12 protein-coding genes and 4 pseudogenes are annotated in these 19,578 nt (G+C 41.7%); 7 read left to right on the top strand and 9 right to left on the bottom strand.

The features are described 5' to 3' along the window. Positions 1 to 58 precede the first annotated feature (58 nt). From leuB to uvrC, 3 genes are all read left to right on the top strand, one after another. A complete protein-coding gene (gene leuB / locus IQ234_RS07020; protein ID WP_193956564.1) occupies positions 59 to 1,144 on the top strand; it encodes a 3-isopropylmalate dehydrogenase in 1,086 nt (361 codons plus the stop codon). 79 nt (positions 1,145 to 1,223) lie between these two features. Continuing rightward, positions 1,224 to 1,484: a hypothetical protein gene (locus tag IQ234_RS07015; protein WP_002742418.1), complete on the top strand. Its 261-nt coding sequence runs from the start codon at positions 1,224 to 1,226 to the stop codon at positions 1,482 to 1,484. 82 nt (positions 1,485 to 1,566) lie between these two features. Then, the gene (uvrC, locus tag IQ234_RS07010) at positions 1,567 to 3,444 is read left to right on the top strand and encodes an excinuclease ABC subunit UvrC (protein WP_193956563.1); all 1,878 of its coding nucleotides are present in this window, start codon (positions 1,567 to 1,569) and stop codon (positions 3,442 to 3,444) included. A 172-nt stretch (positions 3,445 to 3,616) separates the two neighbouring features. On the opposite strand, the pseudogene IQ234_RS21930 reads toward uvrC, so the two are convergent. Continuing rightward, a pseudogene (locus IQ234_RS21930) lies at positions 3,617 to 3,727 on the bottom strand (pentapeptide repeat-containing protein); the annotation flags it as partial. On the opposite strand from IQ234_RS21930, the pseudogene IQ234_RS21925 reads away from it, so the two are divergent. Further along, positions 3,704 to 3,769: pseudogene (locus IQ234_RS21925) on the top strand (hypothetical protein); the annotation flags it as partial. The pseudogenes IQ234_RS21930 and IQ234_RS21925 sit on opposite strands and share 24 nt — an antisense overlap. A gap of 15 nt (positions 3,770 to 3,784) precedes the next feature. Here the strand turns inward: IQ234_RS21925 and IQ234_RS21920 are convergent. The 3 genes and pseudogenes from IQ234_RS21920 to IQ234_RS07000 form a co-directional block, all read right to left on the bottom strand. Further along, positions 3,785 to 4,246: pseudogene (locus IQ234_RS21920) on the bottom strand (pentapeptide repeat-containing protein); the annotation flags it as partial. Between the two features lie 1,650 nt (positions 4,247 to 5,896). Further along, positions 5,897 to 6,556: a hypothetical protein gene (locus IQ234_RS21035; RefSeq protein WP_228008404.1), complete on the bottom strand. Its 660-nt coding sequence runs from the start codon at positions 6,554 to 6,556 to the stop codon at positions 5,897 to 5,899. Positions 6,557 to 6,751: 195 nt separating this feature from the next. Continuing rightward, a complete protein-coding gene (locus tag IQ234_RS07000; protein ID WP_193956562.1) occupies positions 6,752 to 6,904 on the bottom strand; it encodes a hypothetical protein in 153 nt (50 codons plus the stop codon). A gap of 574 nt (positions 6,905 to 7,478) precedes the next feature. Here IQ234_RS07000 and IQ234_RS06990 point away from each other — a divergent pair. Further along, positions 7,479 to 10,358 (top strand): UPF0182 family protein, encoded by a 2,880-nt coding sequence (locus tag IQ234_RS06990; RefSeq protein ID WP_193956561.1) that lies wholly within the window; start codon positions 7,479 to 7,481, stop codon positions 10,356 to 10,358. 148 nt (positions 10,359 to 10,506) lie between these two features. Here IQ234_RS06990 and IQ234_RS06985 read toward each other — a convergent pair whose 3' ends face one another. From IQ234_RS06985 to uvrB, 3 genes are all read right to left on the bottom strand, one after another. Then, entirely contained in the window at positions 10,507 to 11,490 is a 984-nt protein-coding gene (locus IQ234_RS06985; RefSeq protein WP_193956560.1) for a flagellar assembly protein H, read from the bottom strand. Positions 11,491 to 11,629: 139 nt separating this feature from the next. Then, positions 11,630 to 12,577 carry a flagellar assembly protein H gene (locus IQ234_RS06980; RefSeq protein WP_193956559.1) on the bottom strand — a complete coding sequence of 316 codons (948 nt, stop codon included), beginning with the start codon at positions 12,575 to 12,577 and terminating at the stop codon, positions 11,630 to 11,632. Between the two features lie 4 nt (positions 12,578 to 12,581). Continuing rightward, positions 12,582 to 14,585 carry an excinuclease ABC subunit UvrB gene (gene uvrB, locus IQ234_RS06975; RefSeq protein WP_193956558.1) on the bottom strand — a complete coding sequence of 668 codons (2,004 nt, stop codon included), beginning with the start codon at positions 14,583 to 14,585 and terminating at the stop codon, positions 12,582 to 12,584. A gap of 192 nt (positions 14,586 to 14,777) precedes the next feature. On the opposite strand from uvrB, the gene IQ234_RS06970 reads away from it, so the two are divergent. Both IQ234_RS06970 and IQ234_RS06965 read left to right on the top strand, forming a co-directional pair. Beyond that, positions 14,778 to 15,269, top strand: coding sequence for a hypothetical protein (locus IQ234_RS06970; protein WP_193956557.1), 492 nt, complete (start codon positions 14,778 to 14,780; stop codon positions 15,267 to 15,269). Positions 15,270 to 15,506: 237 nt separating this feature from the next. Then, positions 15,507 to 16,652 (top strand): annotated as a pseudogene (locus IQ234_RS06965) (ISL3 family transposase). A gap of 117 nt (positions 16,653 to 16,769) precedes the next feature. On the opposite strand, the gene IQ234_RS06960 reads toward IQ234_RS06965, so the two are convergent. Further along, positions 16,770 to 17,870 (bottom strand): EcsC family protein, encoded by a 1,101-nt coding sequence (locus tag IQ234_RS06960; RefSeq protein ID WP_193956556.1) that lies wholly within the window; start codon positions 17,868 to 17,870, stop codon positions 16,770 to 16,772. Between the two features lie 30 nt (positions 17,871 to 17,900). Next, positions 17,901 to 19,421 (bottom strand): YegS/Rv2252/BmrU family lipid kinase, encoded by a 1,521-nt coding sequence (locus IQ234_RS06955; RefSeq protein WP_193956555.1) that lies wholly within the window; start codon positions 19,419 to 19,421, stop codon positions 17,901 to 17,903. Positions 19,422 to 19,578 lie beyond the last annotated feature (157 nt).

Here is a 19,578-nt window from a genome sequence, read left to right as displayed (position 1 = left end):
AAAGCTCACCTAACTATGTTATAATCAAGAGTCTGACCTATTTTACCGTTCTAGAACTATGACGCAACAGTATCGCATTACCCTACTACCCGGCGATGGCATCGGGCCGGAAATCCTCGCTGTCACCGTAGAGATACTGAAAGTCATCGGTAAAAAATTTGACCTCCAGTTTGACTTCCAAACCGCTTTAATTGGAGGGGCAGCCATTGATGAAACTGGCAATCCTCTCCCCGAAGCAACCCTGAGCACCTGTAAAAATAGTGATGCTGTTCTTCTGGCCGCTATCGGGGGTTATAAATGGGATAATTTGCCTCGGCAGCAAAGACCAGAAACGGGATTATTAGGCTTAAGATCTGGTTTAGGTCTTTTTGCTAATTTACGTCCTGCCACCATTTTTCCGCAATTAATCGACGCTTCTAGTCTCAAACGGGAGATTATCGAGGGAGTGGATATCATGGTGGTCCGGGAATTAACCGGGGGTGTCTATTTCGGTCAACCGAAGGGGATTTTTGAGACGGAAACAGGAGAAAAATGCGGTGTAAATACCATGGTTTACTTAGAATCGGAGGTGGACCGCATCGCTAAGGTGGCCTTTGAAATTGCCCAAAAACGCGGTAAAAAACTCTGTTCCGTCGATAAAGCTAATGTTCTTGATGTTTCCCAACTCTGGCGCGACCGGATGACGAAAATCGCCGCTAATTACCCCGATGTGGAACTTTCCCATCTCTACGTCGATAACGCAGCCATGCAGTTAGTCCGGGCCCCCAAACAATTTGATACTATCGTCACGGGCAATTTATTCGGTGATATTCTCTCCGATGAAGCGGCCATGTTAACCGGTAGTATCGGAATGTTACCCTCCGCTAGTTTAGGGACTGCTGGGGTGGGAGTTTTTGAACCCGTCCACGGTTCGGCCCCGGATATCGCCGGCCAAGATAAAGCCAATCCGATCGCCCAGATTCTCAGCGCTGCTATGATGTTAAAATATGGGCTAAATCAGCCTTTAGCGGCAGCAGCACTGGAAAAAGCCGTGGAAAAAGTCTTAGAGTTCGGTTATCGTACTGGAGATATTTTCTCAGAAGGTATGACCCTAGTGGGATGCCAAGCTATGGGCCAGGCCATCCTGAAAGTTTTAGAATCATAACAAAAGTGACAAATTCAGAAATCGTCATATACCATTGATTTAATAAATACGTCGATTTAATCGTGGGGAGACGAGTGAGATGGTGGCCCTATCCCAGAAAACAGAACAACAGCGTGTCGATATGGAAATCCCAATTTTGTTAGATCCTACTGTCTTACGGGCAGCCAGACGCATTTATCGCATCTACTGTACCCTCAACAGCCGAGTTAGTAAACGTCCTTTCGGTGTCGCTATTAACCGCGACAATCATCGCGGCCAATTGATTTTTAACAATAAACCGATTCTACTCCCTGGGGAGTGTTTTGTCCCGATTAAGCAAATCGAATCGGAAGCCTATTAATTTTTGTGAAGATTTGCCCTAAATATCTTGCCAAACGTCGGCTAATACCCACTGGCGTGATTTTTTTGTCTAATATAAAAAGATGTTCGGGAATAATCTTAACTCTACCCTAATCCAAGACCTCGATCGCCTAGAAAATCGTCTTCGGGAAATTCCCCTCGAACCGGGGGTGTACTTCCTGCGCGACCAAAATGGCGAAATTCTCTACATCGGTAAATCCAAAAAACTCCGGTCTAGAGTCCGTTCCTATTTTCGTCCCAGTCAACCCCTCAGTCCCCGCATTGCTTTGATGGTGCGACAGGTGACAGAAATTGAATTTATCGTCACCGACACAGAAGCAGAATCTTTGGCCCTGGAAGCTAATCTAATTAAACAACATCAGCCCCATTTTAATACTCTCCTCAAGGACGATAAAAAACATCCATACATTTGTATTACTTGGTCGGAAACCTACCCGCGCATTTTCATCACCCGCAAACGTAGCATAAATAACCAAAAAGACCGTTATTATGGTCCCTACGTCGATACAAGGCTGCTGCGCTACACTTTACACCTAATTAAACGCACTTTTCCCCTGCGTCAACGTCCCCAACCTCTGTTTAAAGACCGTCCCTGTTTAAATTATGATATCGGTCGTTGTCCGGGAGTTTGTCAAAAATTAATTAGTCCCCAAGATTATCGAGAAACCTTGCAGAAAGTGGCGATGATTTTTCAGGGAAGGACGGGGGAATTATTAGACAAATTAGCGACAAAGATGCTCGCAGCCTCGGAAAACCTAGATTTTGAACAAGCGGCCACGATTAGGGATCAAATTCGCGGATTACAGGCCCTTAATACCGATCAAAAAGTCTCTTTACCTGATGATACCGTATCCCGGGACGCGATCGCTTTAGCTAAGGACGAGCAGCATTGTTGCATACAATTATTCCAAGTGCGTTCCGGTCGTTTGGTGGGACGTTTGGGATTTTTTGCCGATAGTCAGTCAGCAAACGAGGGAGAAATCCTGCAAAAAGTCCTAGAAGAACATTATTTATCGGTGGAAGGGGTGGAAATTCCCAGCGAAATCCTGTTACCCTGCGAATTACCGGAAGGTGAGGTGTTAGCGGGGTGGTTACGGGAAAAAAAAGGTCGCAAAGTCGAGTTAACTGTTCCCCAACGGCAAAGTAAAGCGGATTTATTAGCTATGGTCGAGAAAAACGCTCTTTATGAGTTAGAAAAGACGAAAAGAAGCGCCGACCGGGATTTACAGTCTTTGCAGGATTTAGCGGTAATTCTCGATTTACCGGCACTACCCCACCGCATTGAGGGTTATGATATTTCTCATATTCAGGGTTCCAATGCAGTGGCATCCTCAGTGGTGTTTATCGATGGGGTGGCCGCTAATCAACATTATCGTCACTATAAAATCAAAAATCCCGAGGTTAAAATCGGCCATTCCGATGATTTTGCCAGTTTAGCAGAAGTAATTCGCCGGCGTTTCCGTCGTTATGCCGAAAATCCCGATAATATTGCCGAAAGTGATGAGTTTCCCGATTTGGTCATGATTGATGGGGGAAAAGGACAATTATCGGCAGTGGTGGCAGTTTTAGGGGAGATGAATTTATTAGAACAGGTAAAAGTTGTTAGTTTAGCTAAACAGAGAGAGGAGATTTTTTTACCGGGGGAATCTTCTCCTTTAGAGACAGATAAGGAACAACCCGGAGTGCAATTATTGCGTCGAGTCAGGGATGAAGCGCACCGCTTTGCTGTTAGCTTTCACCGACAACAAAGGATGCAAAAAAGTCGCCGTTCCCGTCTGGATGAGATACCCGGTTTAGGTTTTAAGCGACAAAAAGATTTATTAGCTCATTTTCATTCTCTGGATTATATTCGCGAAGCTTCCCTAGAACAATTGCAACAGGTGACAGGAATTGGGGAACAATTAGCTAAGGAAATTTATAATTATTTTCATACTAGGTAGGGATAAGCTGTTGAAGAATATCTAAGGCGGCTCTCTTGGGTTTGGTGGGTAAAATGTATTCTAAGATACATTCTTCCTAGCGAGGGGGTGTAACAAACCACAAAGACACAAAGGACACAAAGACTGATCGATCATATTGTAAGTTAAACTTATCACACAGAACCTAGAAGAGTCACTCGGTTTTAACTTCCGTATCGAGAATCGTCCCTTTGACGTTAGCATCTTTAAAATTAGCCCCACGAAGAAATGCCCCTTCAAGATTTGCCCTTTCAAGATTTGCCCTTTCAAGATTTGCCCCTTTAAGATTTGCCCTTTCAAGATTTGCCCTTTCAAGATTTGCCCTTTCAAGATTTGCCCCGTAAAGATTTGCCCTTTCAAGATTTGCCCCTTCAAGATATGCCCCTGCAAGATATGCCCCGTAAAGATTTGCCTCGTAAAGATTTGCCCGTTTAAGATTTGCCCTTTCAAGATTTGCCCTTTCAAGATTTGCCATGTAAAGATATGCCCTTTCAAGATTTGCGCTGTAAAGATTTGCCCTTTCAAGATTTGCCCTTTCAAGATATGCCATGTAAAGATATGCCATGTAAAGATATGCCCTTTCAAGATTTGCCCTTTCAAGATTTGCCATGTAAAGATTTGCTCCTTTAAGATTTGCCCCTGCAAGATTTGCCATGTAAAGATTTGCCCCATAAAGATTAGCCCTTTCAAGATTAGCCCTTTCAAGATTAGCCCTGTAAAGATCTCGATGTATCAACAGACAGTTTTTTAAATCAAGAAAACTGAGGCAATTTAACACAAACATAGGCTTATAATTTATTCTTTGTCCCTGAAGACGGGCTAACCAATTGCCGAAAGCTTCAGGAGCTTCAGGAGAAGGCCATTGAATGGAAAATTTTTTTTTGGTGACTCGCCCACAGGCATTGAATACCGCTAATAAAGCTTCCTCGGCATTGCGTGCCTGTCGCATTTCCTCCTGAAAATTGGGGCGGTTTTTTAAACCCTCCATCGGCATTCCTTTGACCAAAAGATATTCAATTAAATGACCCAGAGTTTTCTGCCACTGTTTCACTTCATCAGGGGACTGTAATTGTATTTGATTGACAACAAAACGAAAAAGATATTCATCTATTGCCGTCGGTCCGCATAAAGTCGCCCAGGTAATTAAAGCTTGTCTGTGATCGTATTCATTGTCATAATCCTTTTCACTGTCTTGTAATTTCCTATGAATTTGCTTAACTCGGTCAACAATTCTGCGGGCAGTTAAATATTCACCAAAACTTTTATGGGTAAATTCAAAGGTTTTTTCGCTGCCTCGTAAATCGCCACTTTCTCGAAAATAAAAGGCTGTTAAAAGACGGGTAATACTCCCTTGGGAATCGCTTTGAAAACTATCTTGGAAATTTTTTAGGAGATTTTTTAAGCCATTATTTTCACAATGTTCTTCAATCTCTATAACGGTGGTGGTTCTACCATTACCATGCCAACAGGAAAGGGCAATTTCCATTAAAATTAGCACAAAATCTTTTTCTGTAATCCCTTCTATAGCCCGGTGGCCTGGACTATTTTTTTCATAACCTCGCTCATAGACTGCCTTGAGCAAATTGTCATAAATATTATTGAGATTAGTTTCTTGGGAAAATTGAACTTCGCCTCGTTCAAAAGTGAGAGCAATAAGATAATTTAATAGCGGTTGAGCGGTAATTTCTTGTAAATTTTTCCCCGATAATTCCGTCGGTAATTGTGCATAGTTTTTCCCTTTAGCTTGCCCATACTGTTGCCACCATTGATCACGTTGATCGACTTTTAATAAGTTATCGTCATCGCTAAAATCATCGCTGTTAGCAACCCAATAGGGTAAAATAGTGATAATTTGCTGAGGTTTTTTAAAATTATTTTTATTGGATTGTACCACCACATCACGCCCGCTAATCAACACTTGTAAACGGGTTTTATTTTGATTAAAACTTTTGACCTGTTCTCGTACTTCATTAATAAAATTGTGGGCGACTTCTTGGGCGATTTTTCCCTGCATAGATAGCTCATCTAAGCCATCAAAGATAATTAGTAATCGTAAATCTTGATCGCTCGGTTCTAGAGGATTTTCTGGTAAAAAACCGTCATGTTGAACAAAAGTTTTAACTGCTGTTACTAAATCGGTGGAGAAACTCAAGCGATGCAAGGGAACATATAAAACTTGTTTTTCTAAACCAGCTTGTTGGGCAGCAAATACCTTACAAAAGGACGATTTTCCACTACCCGGCCCACCGGTCAATAAACGGATAGCATCATCGGATTTTGCCGCTTCTAACCATGTTTCTAACTGCTCTTGGAGTTTGATAACAATGCGTTTAAATGATGGCTCTCGATGGTAATCTGTGTCTGGGGTGGCTTTGATTTCTTCTTCTTCATAAAATCCCCGTAGAGGTACATAAATTTGCTTTAAACTAAAGGCTTACCAAAAAATAGGTTCATCGATCTGTTTTTGCAACCAAGCTCGATAATGTAACCAGCCGCTTTCTCGTTTCCAAGCATTGTTAAAAGGAGTGTCGATTTCATCTAAAAGCAGACTGTACTCATCTCGTTTATCTTTCCATTGTTCCTGCAACGCTGAGACAAAATAAGCTGGTAAACGGTTACTTAGGCTCTTCGCTTCCTGGGAATTAGTGATTAAATTATTTGTTGTTAACCACTGTAAAAAAGCTGCTTGGACTGGTGCGACTATGGGTAATCTTTCGGGATGCTCAAAAAAATCTCGATCGAGATTTAATTCCTGCTCTTCTAAAGAGTCGGTAATCTGACGGTAAAGTTCTTTTAAAGACAGCTTTTCGACTTCTTGGGACAGTAAATCAGCATTACTTTTAAGTAATCCTTTCATCGCTTTCATTAGCGATCGAATTATTAATAAACCCGCCAATTCCCCCGGAGTCCGACTTAAACCAAGAGCATCTAAAACTTCTACTCCATTTTCGGCCAGATCATCCCACTGCAAAAATGCCCCGTTAAGAGCGGCTTTTCCCAGGGTACTAAAGAGACTTCTCAGATTGACTTTAACTTGTCGTTTCCAGATATTTTGGGGTTTGGAAACAGAAATTCCAGCAGCTGATTCGGACATAGGACAAAGCGATCAATAAAGCTTATGTAGTCTATTATCGCTCTTCTGGGACTTTCGGAAATCCCTGACCGAATCCAGATTCTGAAACTCTTGCTTGACAAGTGATCGCTAACTTTTTTTCTAATAAAAACTCAAATTTCGGGTTTCTGTTAGTTAGCGATAGCTTGAAGACTTACCCCATAAGAGAGCTAGAGTTTAGAGACTGTAAGACTTTTGCCAGATTCCCTCCAAGAGCGATAATTCCATTAAAACTCGTCTAATCACTGATGCTCCCAGGGGATACGGGATATGAGCAGACCGAGTAACAAAAGACAAGTTACGACGATGGCGTTCTAAAAAACGAGACATTGCTTAATAGCCCAGTTCTCCACTCATGATGGCCGGTAATAAGCAAGACAACTGGCAATCGGTGACGGCATACTCTCGGCTCTTGGAAGTCAGGAATTTTCTCCAGATAATAAATTAGATTTTTAGCCATATTTTGGCTTATGTCAGGTTAATATTGTGATTATACACAGTAACCTCTTTTTTACAAGCCCTCTATCCACCTTGAAATAGCCCTAGTGAACTAGGAAGGGGTATTTTGTTCGGTGCTAGACTGATATTTGAGTAAGCCAGACAGGAGCCAGAAAAAGATATTTATCAGAAAAGTCATGATCAAGCTAGAGGTTTAAAGACTGAGCGGGTTCCAATTATTTTTATTAATAAATATTTTACACAATTCATACCAGGTAAGTAAGAGGGCTACGGCACTACTACCGAATTATTACCTGCTAATCCTAGCTAAAATTGCTGATTTTAAGCGAAATTATCGCCCTAACCTGGCCATGATTTCTTAAGTTTATCTTTAAATTAAGAAAAAGCAGCAGGGAGAAACTAAAATCGCTAGAATGAAAGAAGACTCTCTTTTATCACTTTATCCATGCTCATCAGATCTAACCGAAGCTCGATCGCTAAACCTATTTTACTGTTTCTCGGCTGCCTTGTGATCGGGGAGTTGGGGGTATTAGTGGTAGCTAATAGCCTCTGGTTTACCGAGATGGGTTATTTAAACACTTTCCTGAAACAATTATCTTGGCAACTAGGATTAGGTTGGGGAAGTGCGATTCTTTCTCTACTTTTTATTTTTACTAATTTACGTTTAGCCCAACGTTTTCGTTGGCAAAAACCCAAAGAAGATAGTTATCCTCTTAGTCCTCAATCTCCTAGTATTAATTTACTCGGTCTTTTGATTATCGCAACGGGAATTGGAGCTTGGATCGGGTCAATGTTATTGTATTACAGTAAACTAGCCCTCAGTCTCTGGACACCAGATTTTAATCTCCCTAACCTTAGTTCTTCCCTAAGTTCTCCTCTGGAAATAGTTTGGATTAGGCAAGTATTAACTGATATTTCCAGTAATCTTTGGCAAGGGGTAATTATCGCTCTTTTAGTCTTGGGATTATTAATTAAAACCGAGTATTTTTTGCGAATAATATCTATAGTATTTACTATAATGCTATCTTTTATTATTGCTGGGCAGTGGGCGAATTTTTTAAAATATTTTTATGGTGTTCCTTTCAATATTAACGATCCTCAATACGGGAATGATTTAGGTTTTTATATCTTTCAATTACCCCTGTGGCAGTTACTAGAATTATGGCTCAGTGGTGTGGGAATATATACTCTTTTTGCTGTTAGTTTAACCTATCTTTTTTCAGGTGATAGTCTTTCTCTGGGAACATTTCCGGGGTTTTCCCGTCCGCAACTGCGTCATTTATACGCCCTGTGGAGTGGGTTAATGGGGCTGCTAGTATTACACCATATTATTCAGCGTTACCTGCTACTTTACTCTCCCGAAGGAGTAGTTTATGGTGCAGGTTATATCGATGTTCATGTTGGTCAATTTGTTGAAATTATTCTGGCAATTATTGCAGGAATAACCTCTATATGGTTAGGAGAAAAAGCATTATTTGGTAAAAAAGACCGTCGCAAGTTATACAAAAACACTAAGAAAAAGTTGGTATTTTTCCCCTACTTAGTTCCTGTATTTCTCTATTTAATTGTTTGGATAAGTGGCACAATTATCGGTGGACTATTACAAAGAACTGTCGTACAACCGAATGAATTAGTGAGAGAAAGACCCTATATCGAAAGAAGTATTCAATCCACAAGAGCGGCTTTTTCCTTAGATAGAATTGATGCCCAAGTTTTCGATCCACAGGCCGAATTAAATGCCGAAGTTTTAGAGAGAAATCATCTAACTATCGATAATATTCGTCTTTGGGACACCAAACCACTGCTAGAAACTAACCGACAATTACAGCAAATTCGCTTATATTATAAATTCCCTGATGCTGATATCGATCGCTATCGGGTACGAGTAGGACTGCCTGAAAAAATCGAGGAACGTCAAATATCTGAAAAACAACAGACCATTATTGCCGCTAGAGAATTAGATTATAGTGCGGTTCCCACTTCTGCTAACACTTGGGTTAATAAACATCTCGTTTATACCCACGGTTATGGGTTCACTCTTTCCCCAGTTAATTTAGTCGCTGCTGGGGGTTTACCCTACTATTTTGTCAAAGATATCGGCACAAATAAAGACGAAGGGGCACTACAAACCTCTAGTGAATTAATTGATTATAGTATTCCCATTGGTAAACCCCGCATTTACTACGGGGAATTAACTAATAATTATGTGATGACTCCCACCACCGTAGAAGAATTGGATTTTCCTAGCGGGGATGGAAATGTCTATAATACCTACGATGGTAAAGGAGGAATCCTAGTGGGGACGGGGTGGAGACGTTGGCTATTTGCCCTTTATCTGCGGGATTGGCAAATGTTATTTAGCCAAGATTTTACTCCCGAAACTCGCCTATTAATGCGTCGTGATATCCAAAATCGCGTGCAAACTATCGCACCTTTTTTAAATTATGATCGCAACCCCTATTTAGTAGCGGCAGATGTGGGCGATAGTAGTAGTAAATTACATTGGATTATTGATGCTTATACTATCAGCGATCGCTATCCCTATTCTGACCCGGGTAAGGATAAATTTAACTATATTCGCAATTCGGTGAAAGTGGTAGTGGATGCCTATCATGGAACAGTGAATTTCTATGTTGCCGATGAAAATGATCCAATTATTCAGACGTGGAATAAAATCTTTCCTCATCTCTTTAAATCTTTAGCGGAAATGCCGAAAACTCTCCGCAGTCATATCCGTTATCCTGAAGATTTATTTAGTACCCAAGCAGAAAGATTATTAACCTATCACATGACCGATCCGCAAGTATTTTATAATCGGGAGGATCAATGGGAAATTCCCCTAGAAATTTACGGCACGGAACCCCAGGCTGTATCACCCTATTATTTAATCATGAAACTGCCCGATGCCGACAAAGAAGAATTTATTCTCCTCCATCCTTATACTCCCTCTAGTCGGCAAAATTTAATCGCTTGGTTAGCAGCTCGTTCAGATGATAGAGAGTATGGTAAGTTATTACTCTATCAATTTCCTAAACAAAGGTTAGTGTATGGACCGAATCAAATTGAGGCTTTAATTAACCAAGATCCAGATATTTCTCAACAGATTTCTCTTTGGAATCGGGACGGTTCTAAAGTTTTGCAAGGACACCTATTAATTATTCCCATTGAACAATCGCTGCTTTATGTAGAACCTTTGTATCTAGTGGCAGACCAAAATAGTGTCCCGACAATCGCTAGAGTAACAGTTGCTTATCAAAATAAAATTGTCATGGAACCAACCTTGAAGGAAGCTTTAGAAAAGTTATTCTCAGGCCATCAGAGTTAAATTGCCGCTAATTGGCAACAAATTAGCAAAAAGCTGATGCTGATTCCAGAACGATCCTCAATTTCCCCGAATTTGCCCGGAAAATTGCCTGCTCTGGTTAATCGGCCAATTTCAAAATCCAGTATCATCAAAGGATTGAGTTATGCTTTTAATTAGAAAAGTGGGCAATTAATTCTGTGCGAGATAAATTAATTATTAAAGGGGTAAACTCCTCCACCGGTAATAATAAAATGCGATCGATGATTACGGACAAATCGGGGTCTAAACTGCCAAAACGAGCTTTCAATAAATTTTCTACCACCAGACGTTCTCCCTGTTGAAGACCCTGTTGAAGACCCTGTTGAAGACCCTGTTGAAGACCCTGTTGAAGACCCTGTTGAAGACCCTGTTGAAGACCCTGTTGAAGACCCTGTTGACGGCCAGCATCCAGTTCTTCCTGAAGACGGGAAGTGTATAAAGGTGATAATCTCATAATTAACTCTCTATCCTCCTGTTCAAGCTCTTGATCGTTAGTTAAAGAAGTTCTCAAGTTTAATAATAATTCTAGAGCATTTACCCGAAAAGGATGATCCTCTGGTAACGATTCTAGCTCATCGATCGCCCTTGCTTGTACTTTTCCCCGGCCTAAAATTCTTAACCAGAGAGTTGCTTCTGTTGGGGGTAATTGATGGATAACGGTGATTGCCGTGCGTAAAGAGGGAGCTAAAAAATAGATACCTTTCCCCCAATTCTCCTCATCTAATTTAGCTCCGAATCCTTCTAACAGTTGCGAGGAAGCGGTGGGAGTCAAAATCCAGAGACGGGGGATTTCCCCATCGTTAACATTCGTTTTCTGACGATTTGCTCGACGATTAATTTCTCCTTCCACTTCCAACAGTTTTAACAGACAAGTCCTAATTTCTGTAGCAGTGACAGGATTACGAAAGGGTTCAAATAAACAGGGATTAATCGCCATTTTTCCCAGTAATCCTAGCAGTTCTCTCGGATTATTATCGAGAATCTGGGGTGAAAACCAGACATCGATTTCTCGTACTTCTCCTCGTACAACCCGTGCCGATTTTACTTCTCCCAGAGAAGATAATAATTCTTCGAGATAATCTTTGGCAAACTGGTCATGAATAAATCTAGTCATAGGTTTATCTAACGTGATTTAATAACTTATCTCGCAATTGCTTAATGCGAAATATCCCTGAATTTGCCCAGAAAATTGCCTGCTCTGGTTAATCAGACAATGTTCAAATCCAGTATCATCAAAGGATTGAGTTATGCTTTTAATTAGAAAAGTGGGCAATTAATTCTGTGCGAGATGAATTGAGTATCAAAGGAGTAAACTCCTCCACTGGTAATAATAAAATGCGATCGATGATTACGGACAAATCTGGGTCTAAATTACCAAAACGAGCTTTCAATAAATTTTCTACCACCAGACGTTCTCCTTGTTGAAGACCCTGTTGAAGACCCTGTTGAAGACCCTGTTGAAGACCCTGTTGAAGACCCTGTTGACGGCCAGCATCCAGTTCTTCCTGAAGACGGGAAGTGTATAAAGGTGATAATCTCATAATTAACTCTCTGTCCTCCTGTTCAAGCTCTTGATCGTTAGTTAAAGAAGTTCTCAAGTTCAATAATAATTCTAGAGCATTTACCCGGAAAGGATGATCCTCTGGTAACGATTCTAGCTCATCGATCGCCCTTGCTTGTACTTTTCCCCGGCCTAAAATTCTTAACCAGAGAGTTGCTTCTGTTGGGGGTAATTGATGGATAACGGTGATTGCTGTGCGTAAAGAGGGAGCCAAAAAATAGATACCTTCCCCCCAATTCTCCTCATCTAATTTAGCTCCGAATCCTTCTAACAGTTGCGAGGAAGCGGTGGGAGTCAAAATCCAGAGACGGGGGATTTCCCCATCGTTAACATTCGTTTTCTGACGATTTGCTCGACGATTAATTTCTCCTTCCACTTCCAACAGTTTTAACAGACAAGTCCTAATTTCTGTAGCAGTGACAGGATTGCGAAAGGGTTCAAATAAACAGGGATTAATCGCCATTTTTCCCAGTAATCCCAGCAGTTCTCTAGGATTATTATCGAGCATCTGGGGTGAAAACCAGACATCGATTTCTCGTACTTCTCCTCGTACAACCCGTGCCGATTTTACCTCTCCCAGAGAAGATAATAATTCTTCGAGATAATCTTTAGCAAACTGGTCATGAATAAATCTAGTCATAGGTTTATCTAAGATGATTTAATAACTTATCTCGCAATTGCTTAATCCGATCGCGATATTTAGCCGCTGCCTCGAATTCTAGATTTTTCGCCGCTTCTTTCATTTGCGCTTCTAGTTGTTGAATTAACTCGGGAATTTGTTCTAAAGAAAGTTCTTCTATATTCTCACAAACCTGCTCTAATTGTTGGGAATTTAGGCGACGAGAAATATCCAGAAAAGCCAAAATTGAATTACTCGACCTTTTAACAATCGGTTGCGGAATAATCCCATGTTTCTGATTATATTCCTCTTGAATAGCTCGCCGTCTCTTGGTTTCTTCGATCGCATTAATCATACTATCAGTGAGATTATCTCCGTAAAGAATTGCCTGACCGCGAATATGACGAGCAGCCCGGCCGATAGTTTGAATTAAAGAGCGGGTAGCCCTTAAAAATCCTTCCTTATCTGCGTCTAAAATCGCCACTAAAGACACTTCTGGCAGGTCTAACCCCTCACGAAGCAAATTTACCCCGATCAGCACGTCAAAGACCCCTTCTCGCAGGTCTTGAATAATTTCAATCCGTTGAATTGATTGAATTTCCGAATGTAGATATCTAACTTTAATTCCCCTTTCTTGCAAGTATTCGGTTAAATCTTCGGCCATGCGTTTAGTTAAAGTGGTAATCAAAACCCGTTCATTTAACCGCACTCGCTCCTTAATTTCCCCTAATAAATCATCCACTTGTCCCTCGGTTGGTCGCACAAAAATCTCTGGGTCTAAAACTCCCGTCGGTCGGATAATTTGTTCGACAATGCGATTTTCTGACTGTTCTAATTCCCAATCTCCCGGAGTGGCCGAAACAAAAATACACTGATTAACTTTCTGCCAAAATTCTTCCGACTTCAAAGGACGATTATCCGCAGCACTGGGTAAACGAAACCCGTGATCGATCAAAACTTTTTTTCGTGATTGATCGCCATTATACATCCCGCGAATCTGCGGCACACTGACATGAGATTCATCCACAACTAATAACCAATCTTGAGGAAAATAATCCACCAAACATTCCGGCGGTTCCCCAGCTAACCTACCCGCTAAATGCCGCGAATAATTTTCCACCCCATTACAATAACCCACTTCCTGCAACATTTCTAAATCATAACGAGTCCGTTGATCCAACCGTTGCGCTTCCAGTAATTTGCCCGCTTTTTCTAACTCCAACAAACGATTATCTAACTCCGTTTTAATATCCCGACAGGCCACTTCTAAACGTTCCTCCGGGGTAACAAAGTGACGGGCCGGATAAATACTAATTCGCTCTAATTTTTGCAAAACTTCCCCCGTCAGGGGATCGAGATAACGAATACTTTCAATCTCATCGCCAAAAAAATCAATTTTAATGACCCGATCCTCGTAAGCGGGAACAATTTCCAAAATATCGCCCTTCAGACGAAAACGACCGCGAGTTAACTCCAAATCATTGCGATTGTACTGCACTGACACCAAGGCCCGTAATAATTGCCTTTGGTCGAACTCTTGACCAACTGTTAAGGAAATCGCCGCTTTCAGGTATTCCGCCGGCATTCCCAAACCATAAATACAACTAATCGAAGCGACGACGATCACATCCCTACGTTCAAACAGCGATCGCGTGGCCGAATGGCGCAGCATATCGATCTCATCATTAATCGAAGAACTCTTTTCGATGTAGGTATCGCTGACGGGAATATAAGCCTCCGGTTGATAGTAGTCGTAATAGCTGATAAAGTATTCCACAGCGTTATTAGGGAAAAATTGCCGCAATTCGTTGCATAATTGGGCGGCCAGGGTCTTATTATGGGCTAGGACAAGGGTAGGCCTGCCAATTTTCTCGATCACAGCGGCAATGGTGAAGGTTTTGCCGGTACCGGTTGCCCCTAGGAGGGTTTGGAAACGATGCTGGTTTTGCAGGGAATCTACTAATTTATCGATCGCTGCCGGTTGATCCCCGGTGGGTTGAAAGGGTGCTTGTAGTTGAAAAGCGGTCATTAGCGGCTAGGTGTAGAGAACAGGCAAAATAAATTATCAATCAAATTACCAACACTGATAGGGTTTTGGGGAAAGAAAGATGTATCTTAATATTAGAGAGGATTTTAAAAAAAGATTAAAAGTCTTCGAGAATACCCTAAACTTAAATCTTATCGTTTCCCCGAAGCTATTAACGGAAAGGAGTATCAGGTTATGACGGTGGAAAATCTAGAAACGAACGGGACTCAAACCCCAGCAACTACAGAAGAAAAAACCAGCAGCTCACGCGGTAAAGCTACTACAGCTAAAACCGCCAAGGATAAAGAAGTGGTCGCTCTTTCGGTCAAAGGTAGTGCCGATAAGGAATCCAAGGGATTAAAACTCTATCAACCCGAAGACCGACTACCGGAAAATCGTCCCATCGGTAGTAGCCATCTTCATTTTAAGGAAGATGAAATGTTACCGGGGGGCCGTCCCGTGGAAGTTAGCCATCTGAAAGTGGTTAGTACCTATTCTTCCGTCGGTAGCGCTCGTCCTGTGGTATCCAGTGGGATGGAAGTTAGCAGCACTCTAGCGATCTCTGGCAATCGTCCGATCGCTCTCAGTCATCTGCACATTAGCGAAACTTATACAGTCATGGGTAATCGTCCCGTTGCTTCCAATGAAATCGATGATCCCGAAACTTTAATGGGATTTTTAGACTAAATTGTTTTGTTGATCAAGATGGATGTTTTCCCTGTCCCGGACAGGGAATTTATTTTTTCTAGCCCACCGTTTTTAATCCCGATGCTGTTTAAGCAAAAATTTTTCTTAATTGTCTCGTTTCTAATAGTGGTTTTCTGCGGTTTCGGATTATTAAATCTTACCTATGATGCTTCAGTTTGGCTCTTCTAGGTTCTGTGTGAGCATGGTATAATGGTGACACAGAACAGGAGGTGGATTATGTGGATAAATTTTGATCAACTCCTCGATTTACCAAATGTAACAGTGGTCAATTATCAAAAAATTGCTCAGACAATTTTCCTAAAGCTCGCTCTTTTAAATGAAACAATTGAATGTCCGAATTGCCATCAAACCTTGGACAGAATCAATCAGACAGAGTATAATCTAGTCAGAGATTTGTCAATATTAGGAAATCGAGTATATTTAGAAGTACCACGCTGCCAGTTTCATTGTCAAAAGTATATCAGCGAAAGACTGAGTTGTATGAGATTAAGACAGCATCATACAATTCGCTATGAATCGATGATTTATGAGAGAGTAAAAAATTGTAGCATCGAAGAAATAAGTCGAGAAGAAGAGTTAGGATGGGAAGAAGTTCAGTTAATATTTAATCACTGTGCTAAAGAACTAGAAAAGGAAGAGTGGGAAGCACCAGAACGAATAAGCTTAGATGAATTTAGTAACTTAAAAGGACATAAAGATTTCATAACAACGGTCGTAGATATGGACAAGAAAATTTTACTAGATGTGATTAAAGGACATAAGCAAGAAGAATTAATGGAAGCCTTAAAGGCACAGCCAGACGCAGTTCGGGAGAAGGTGAAAGAAGTGAGCGTCGATATGTGGTCAGGATTTACGGCAGTGATCAAGGAATTATTTCCCAATGCTAAAATCATCTATGACCGTTTTCATGTAATGGCTATCATCAATGACGAGCTTAATAAATTGAGAAAGTTAATGGGGGTGCATGAAAAAGGATTACCTCATTTATTATGAAAGAATAAAGAGGACTTAAAGGACGAGCAAAAACAACAACTAGAAGTTATCCTGAAAGAAGATCGATGCTTGGGAATAGCCTAGGAAATGAAAGAAGAAATTAGACAAATTTATCAAAGTAGTAGAACGTTCAGAGGTGCTGAGAGAAAATTGGAAAAATGGATAAGAATAGGCGGGATATTATATGAAAGTAGTGCCAGCATGATCCAGAAGCATTTGCAGGGTATTTGTAATTACTTTGAAAATCATACAACCAACGGATTAATTGAGGGAATGAATACCAAAATAAAGCTTATTAAAAGAATGAGTTATGGATTTACCAATTTTGAACATCTTCGACTTAAGCTGTTTGCTTGCTTTAATTCATAACAAAAATTAACACACGAAAACCAGAAGAGCCGAATTTTTTATTGATCTCATTAAGCATTTCTACTTATTGCAAAGGTGAGATGCTCCCTTCCCCGTTCATAATTCATAATTCATAATTCATAATTCACAAGAAAGCTTCTGATTGTCCAGCAGCCAACGCATTTGATAGGCACGGCGAGCTGCATCAGCCACTTGATTAAGAAAGAAACTCAAACCAACGCCGCTAGAGATAGCACCTAACCAAGGAATTGCCCCACCTACTGAACTCGGTGCTAAATAGATAGTAGCTTGCTGGAAAATCGTTTCAGCTGCCAGCGAGATTGCACCTTTGTCGCCGATTTCGGTGAGAAAATTGTCAAAAGCTTGGCGAGAAAATTGCCTGTGACTGTCTCTCAAATTATCCACCGCTTGCCATTTAGCCTCTGGAGTTTGGGCGGTAGCTGCTGCTAAGATAATCCAAGCAAAATTCCGCTCCTGTTCCGTTGTGGTCGAATAACCATAACACAAGCCAATTCTCTGAATAGTTTGCAGAGATTGAACTATGGACAGTGGGATTTCGCCAATTACTCCGATAACTCCCATCAACCCGGCAATTGTCCCTTCCACTTCAGCAGTTGCTAAGGTTTTTTGCTGGACTTTCTTCGCTAAATGATCGCAATCTGCTAAGGAGACTTGTTGCCAGTCGTGATCTTTCTCGACTCCGGCTAGGTGTTTTAATTGCTCCCACTCTTCTTGCCATTTTTCAGCCAGTTGATCGCACAAAGTTAATATCTCATCGATCCATTTTTCTGGAATGAGCCAATCAGCGATCTTCCCGATTGTACCGAAAAATCTAGCAATTAAAGTCGTCAGAAAATTGGGAATTTCTAACCACCAACGTTTAATTTTATGGGCTTGAGCAAGTTCGTAGAGAGTTAAACCATTCGACTGATATCCCGGCAATTTAATCGCTAGGGGCTGAGTTGGTTGGTAAGCTAAAGCTTGCTTGAGGATTGTTGCTAATTGTTGCTGTAACTGAGCTTGTGAGAAAGCAGCTCTTTGATATTGAATAATCAAAGCCTGATTGACGGGAAATACCTGAGCCTCAATTACCGGTTCTATTGCCTCCAATAAACCCTGCACTTTCAGTCCATAATACTCATCTTGGTGCAGTCGAGGAACACGCAAGCGAATGCGCCCTGGAACCGCATGAATCACTTGATATTCTACTTCTAACATCTGATTAAACTTCCCCTTACCATTGACTTTTTAAACTTGTGCCATTGCTAGTTTAATTTTCTGTTCAAACTCTTTAACTGACAAGCTATCTTCGGTATAACTAACTGCGAGGGAAGCTGCAATGGAATTAATCTTAACTTCCGTCACTCCCTCAACCGACTCTAGTATTTGCTGGAGTTGAGCGGCATACCCAGCATCTTTCCGCAGTCGAGGAATCCGCCAGCGAATTCGTCCGCCAATTTGATGGACAATTTCCGGGGCAGTCGATGGCGGAAAAGTTTCCCCCATCGGGATAGATTCTTCTAACTGATCCACTTCTGCTCGATGGGATAGCGGCAAGGATTCTCCTAGTTGATCAATGCTTTTTGCTATTGCTGCTAAGGTTTGATGGAGGCTTTTAATCAGGAGTTCACCCACTTCGATGCTTGCTCTTCTGAAGGTTTCCCACCAAGCAATAGATGTCTCTGCTACTTCAGCGATGACTTTAGTTAAAGTCCTTTCCCAATTGAGAGGAGGAACATAGTATTTAACGACGAGGACTTCCACTTGTGTTTCTTCTGCAACCGTTAAATCAAGCAAGCCGCGTAACCTTTTTTGAACAACTTGTTCATAGAAAGTGACCACTGTTAGGCTGGCAGGAACAATCTCAAAAGTAGTGGGAGTTAGCCCCGCCATTTCCCCATCAATGGTAATGGCTTGGGGAGGATTAGTTGTTACTTGCACTTGTTTGGCTCGCAGATAACCGATATGGTGGCTTTCTGTTGGTTGGTGAATCAGTCCACTTTCAAATAACTCGATCGCATTGGCTAGGGCTTCTAGGGCATCACTGGGGGTGAGAATTGTCACGTCTAATAAACCATCGTCTGGCTTTGTTACACCTACTCCCTGAGCCAAAATTGATGTGGGTGGAGCAATATTAGCTACCGTGACAGCAGCGGCAGATACAGTAAATTTCTCATTTTCTGTGGCAATTTCCGCCGTAAAAGGTACGAGATTTTGTAAGCGATCAAGTCCGGCTAAAATATAAGCCAGAATGCCGAATTCGTTTTTTAATTTTCGATCGGCTTCCTGTACTGTTTCCGCCTCGAAACCAATACCCGCCAGCAGCAGCATTGCCTTGTCGTTACAGCGGGCTGTATCAATCGTCAGGGTCGCTCCCTGTAAAATAGCAATACAGGCTTCTTCGATGGTGGTGGGCAATCCTAATCCGTTGGCAAAAGCATTAGCTGTACCGCGAGGAATCACTGCTAAAGGGATGCCTGTGCCGATGAGAACACTCGCTACCTCCGAAACCGTTCCATCGCCCCCAGAAGCAATAATTAATTCAGTACCTTGTGCCACCGCTTCACGGGTCCGCTGCTCGGCTGCTGCTTCTAAAGAGGTGCGGTAAATAGTGAGGGCAATATGGGGTTCCAATAAGTTTTTGATCGTTGCTAGTTGTGCTTCGGCATTGCCCTGTCCTGAGACGGGATTGAAAATCAGGGAGGCACGGCGGAAGGCTCGCGCTCGCTTTAGCCTACTGCTGGGTTGCGGGATAATACTGGCAAACATGATTAGCCGCTAATGAGTGATTTGTTCAAAAGTGATTAAGTAGGTAGGTGTTAAAAGTTCTCAGACACCCCCCTTATCAAGGGGGGATTAAGGGGGGATCGGCACCCCCCTTATCAAGGGGGGATTAAGGGGGGATCGGCACCCCCCTTATCAAGGG

This window comes from Microcystis aeruginosa LEGE 91341, from assembly GCF_015206885.1.
GTDB classification, from domain to species: domain Bacteria; phylum Cyanobacteriota; class Cyanobacteriia; order Cyanobacteriales; family Microcystaceae; genus Microcystis; species Microcystis aeruginosa_H.
This window is presented reverse-complemented; position numbering and strand designations above follow the sequence as displayed.

What these genes read in the sequence shown, in the direction of transcription:
- IQ234_RS06960 (WP_193956556.1), bottom strand. Translation starts at nt 17,870, where the DNA reads ATGTTAGAAGTAGAATATCAAGTGATTCATGCGGTTCCAGGGCGCATT.
- IQ234_RS06970 (WP_193956557.1), top strand. Translation starts at nt 14,778, where the DNA reads ATGACGGTGGAAAATCTAGAAACGAACGGGACTCAAACCCCAGCAACT.
- IQ234_RS07000 (WP_193956562.1), bottom strand. Translation starts at nt 6,904, where the DNA reads ATGTCTCGTTTTTTAGAACGCCATCGTCGTAACTTGTCTTTTGTTACT.
- uvrC (WP_193956563.1), top strand. Translation starts at nt 1,567, where the DNA reads ATGTTCGGGAATAATCTTAACTCTACCCTAATCCAAGACCTCGATCGC.
- leuB (WP_193956564.1), top strand. Translation starts at nt 59, where the DNA reads ATGACGCAACAGTATCGCATTACCCTACTACCCGGCGATGGCATCGGG.
- IQ234_RS21035 (WP_228008404.1), bottom strand. Translation starts at nt 6,556, where the DNA reads ATGTCCGAATCAGCTGCTGGAATTTCTGTTTCCAAACCCCAAAATATC.
- IQ234_RS07015 (WP_002742418.1), top strand. Translation starts at nt 1,224, where the DNA reads ATGGTGGCCCTATCCCAGAAAACAGAACAACAGCGTGTCGATATGGAA.
- IQ234_RS06980 (WP_193956559.1), bottom strand. Translation starts at nt 12,577, where the DNA reads ATGACTAGATTTATTCATGACCAGTTTGCTAAAGATTATCTCGAAGAA.
- IQ234_RS06985 (WP_193956560.1), bottom strand. Translation starts at nt 11,490, where the DNA reads ATGACTAGATTTATTCATGACCAGTTTGCCAAAGATTATCTCGAAGAA.
- IQ234_RS06955 (WP_193956555.1), bottom strand. Translation starts at nt 19,421, where the DNA reads ATGTTTGCCAGTATTATCCCGCAACCCAGCAGTAGGCTAAAGCGAGCG.
- IQ234_RS06990 (WP_193956561.1), top strand. Translation starts at nt 7,479, where the DNA reads ATGCTCATCAGATCTAACCGAAGCTCGATCGCTAAACCTATTTTACTG.
- uvrB (WP_193956558.1), bottom strand. Translation starts at nt 14,585, where the DNA reads ATGACCGCTTTTCAACTACAAGCACCCTTTCAACCCACCGGGGATCAA.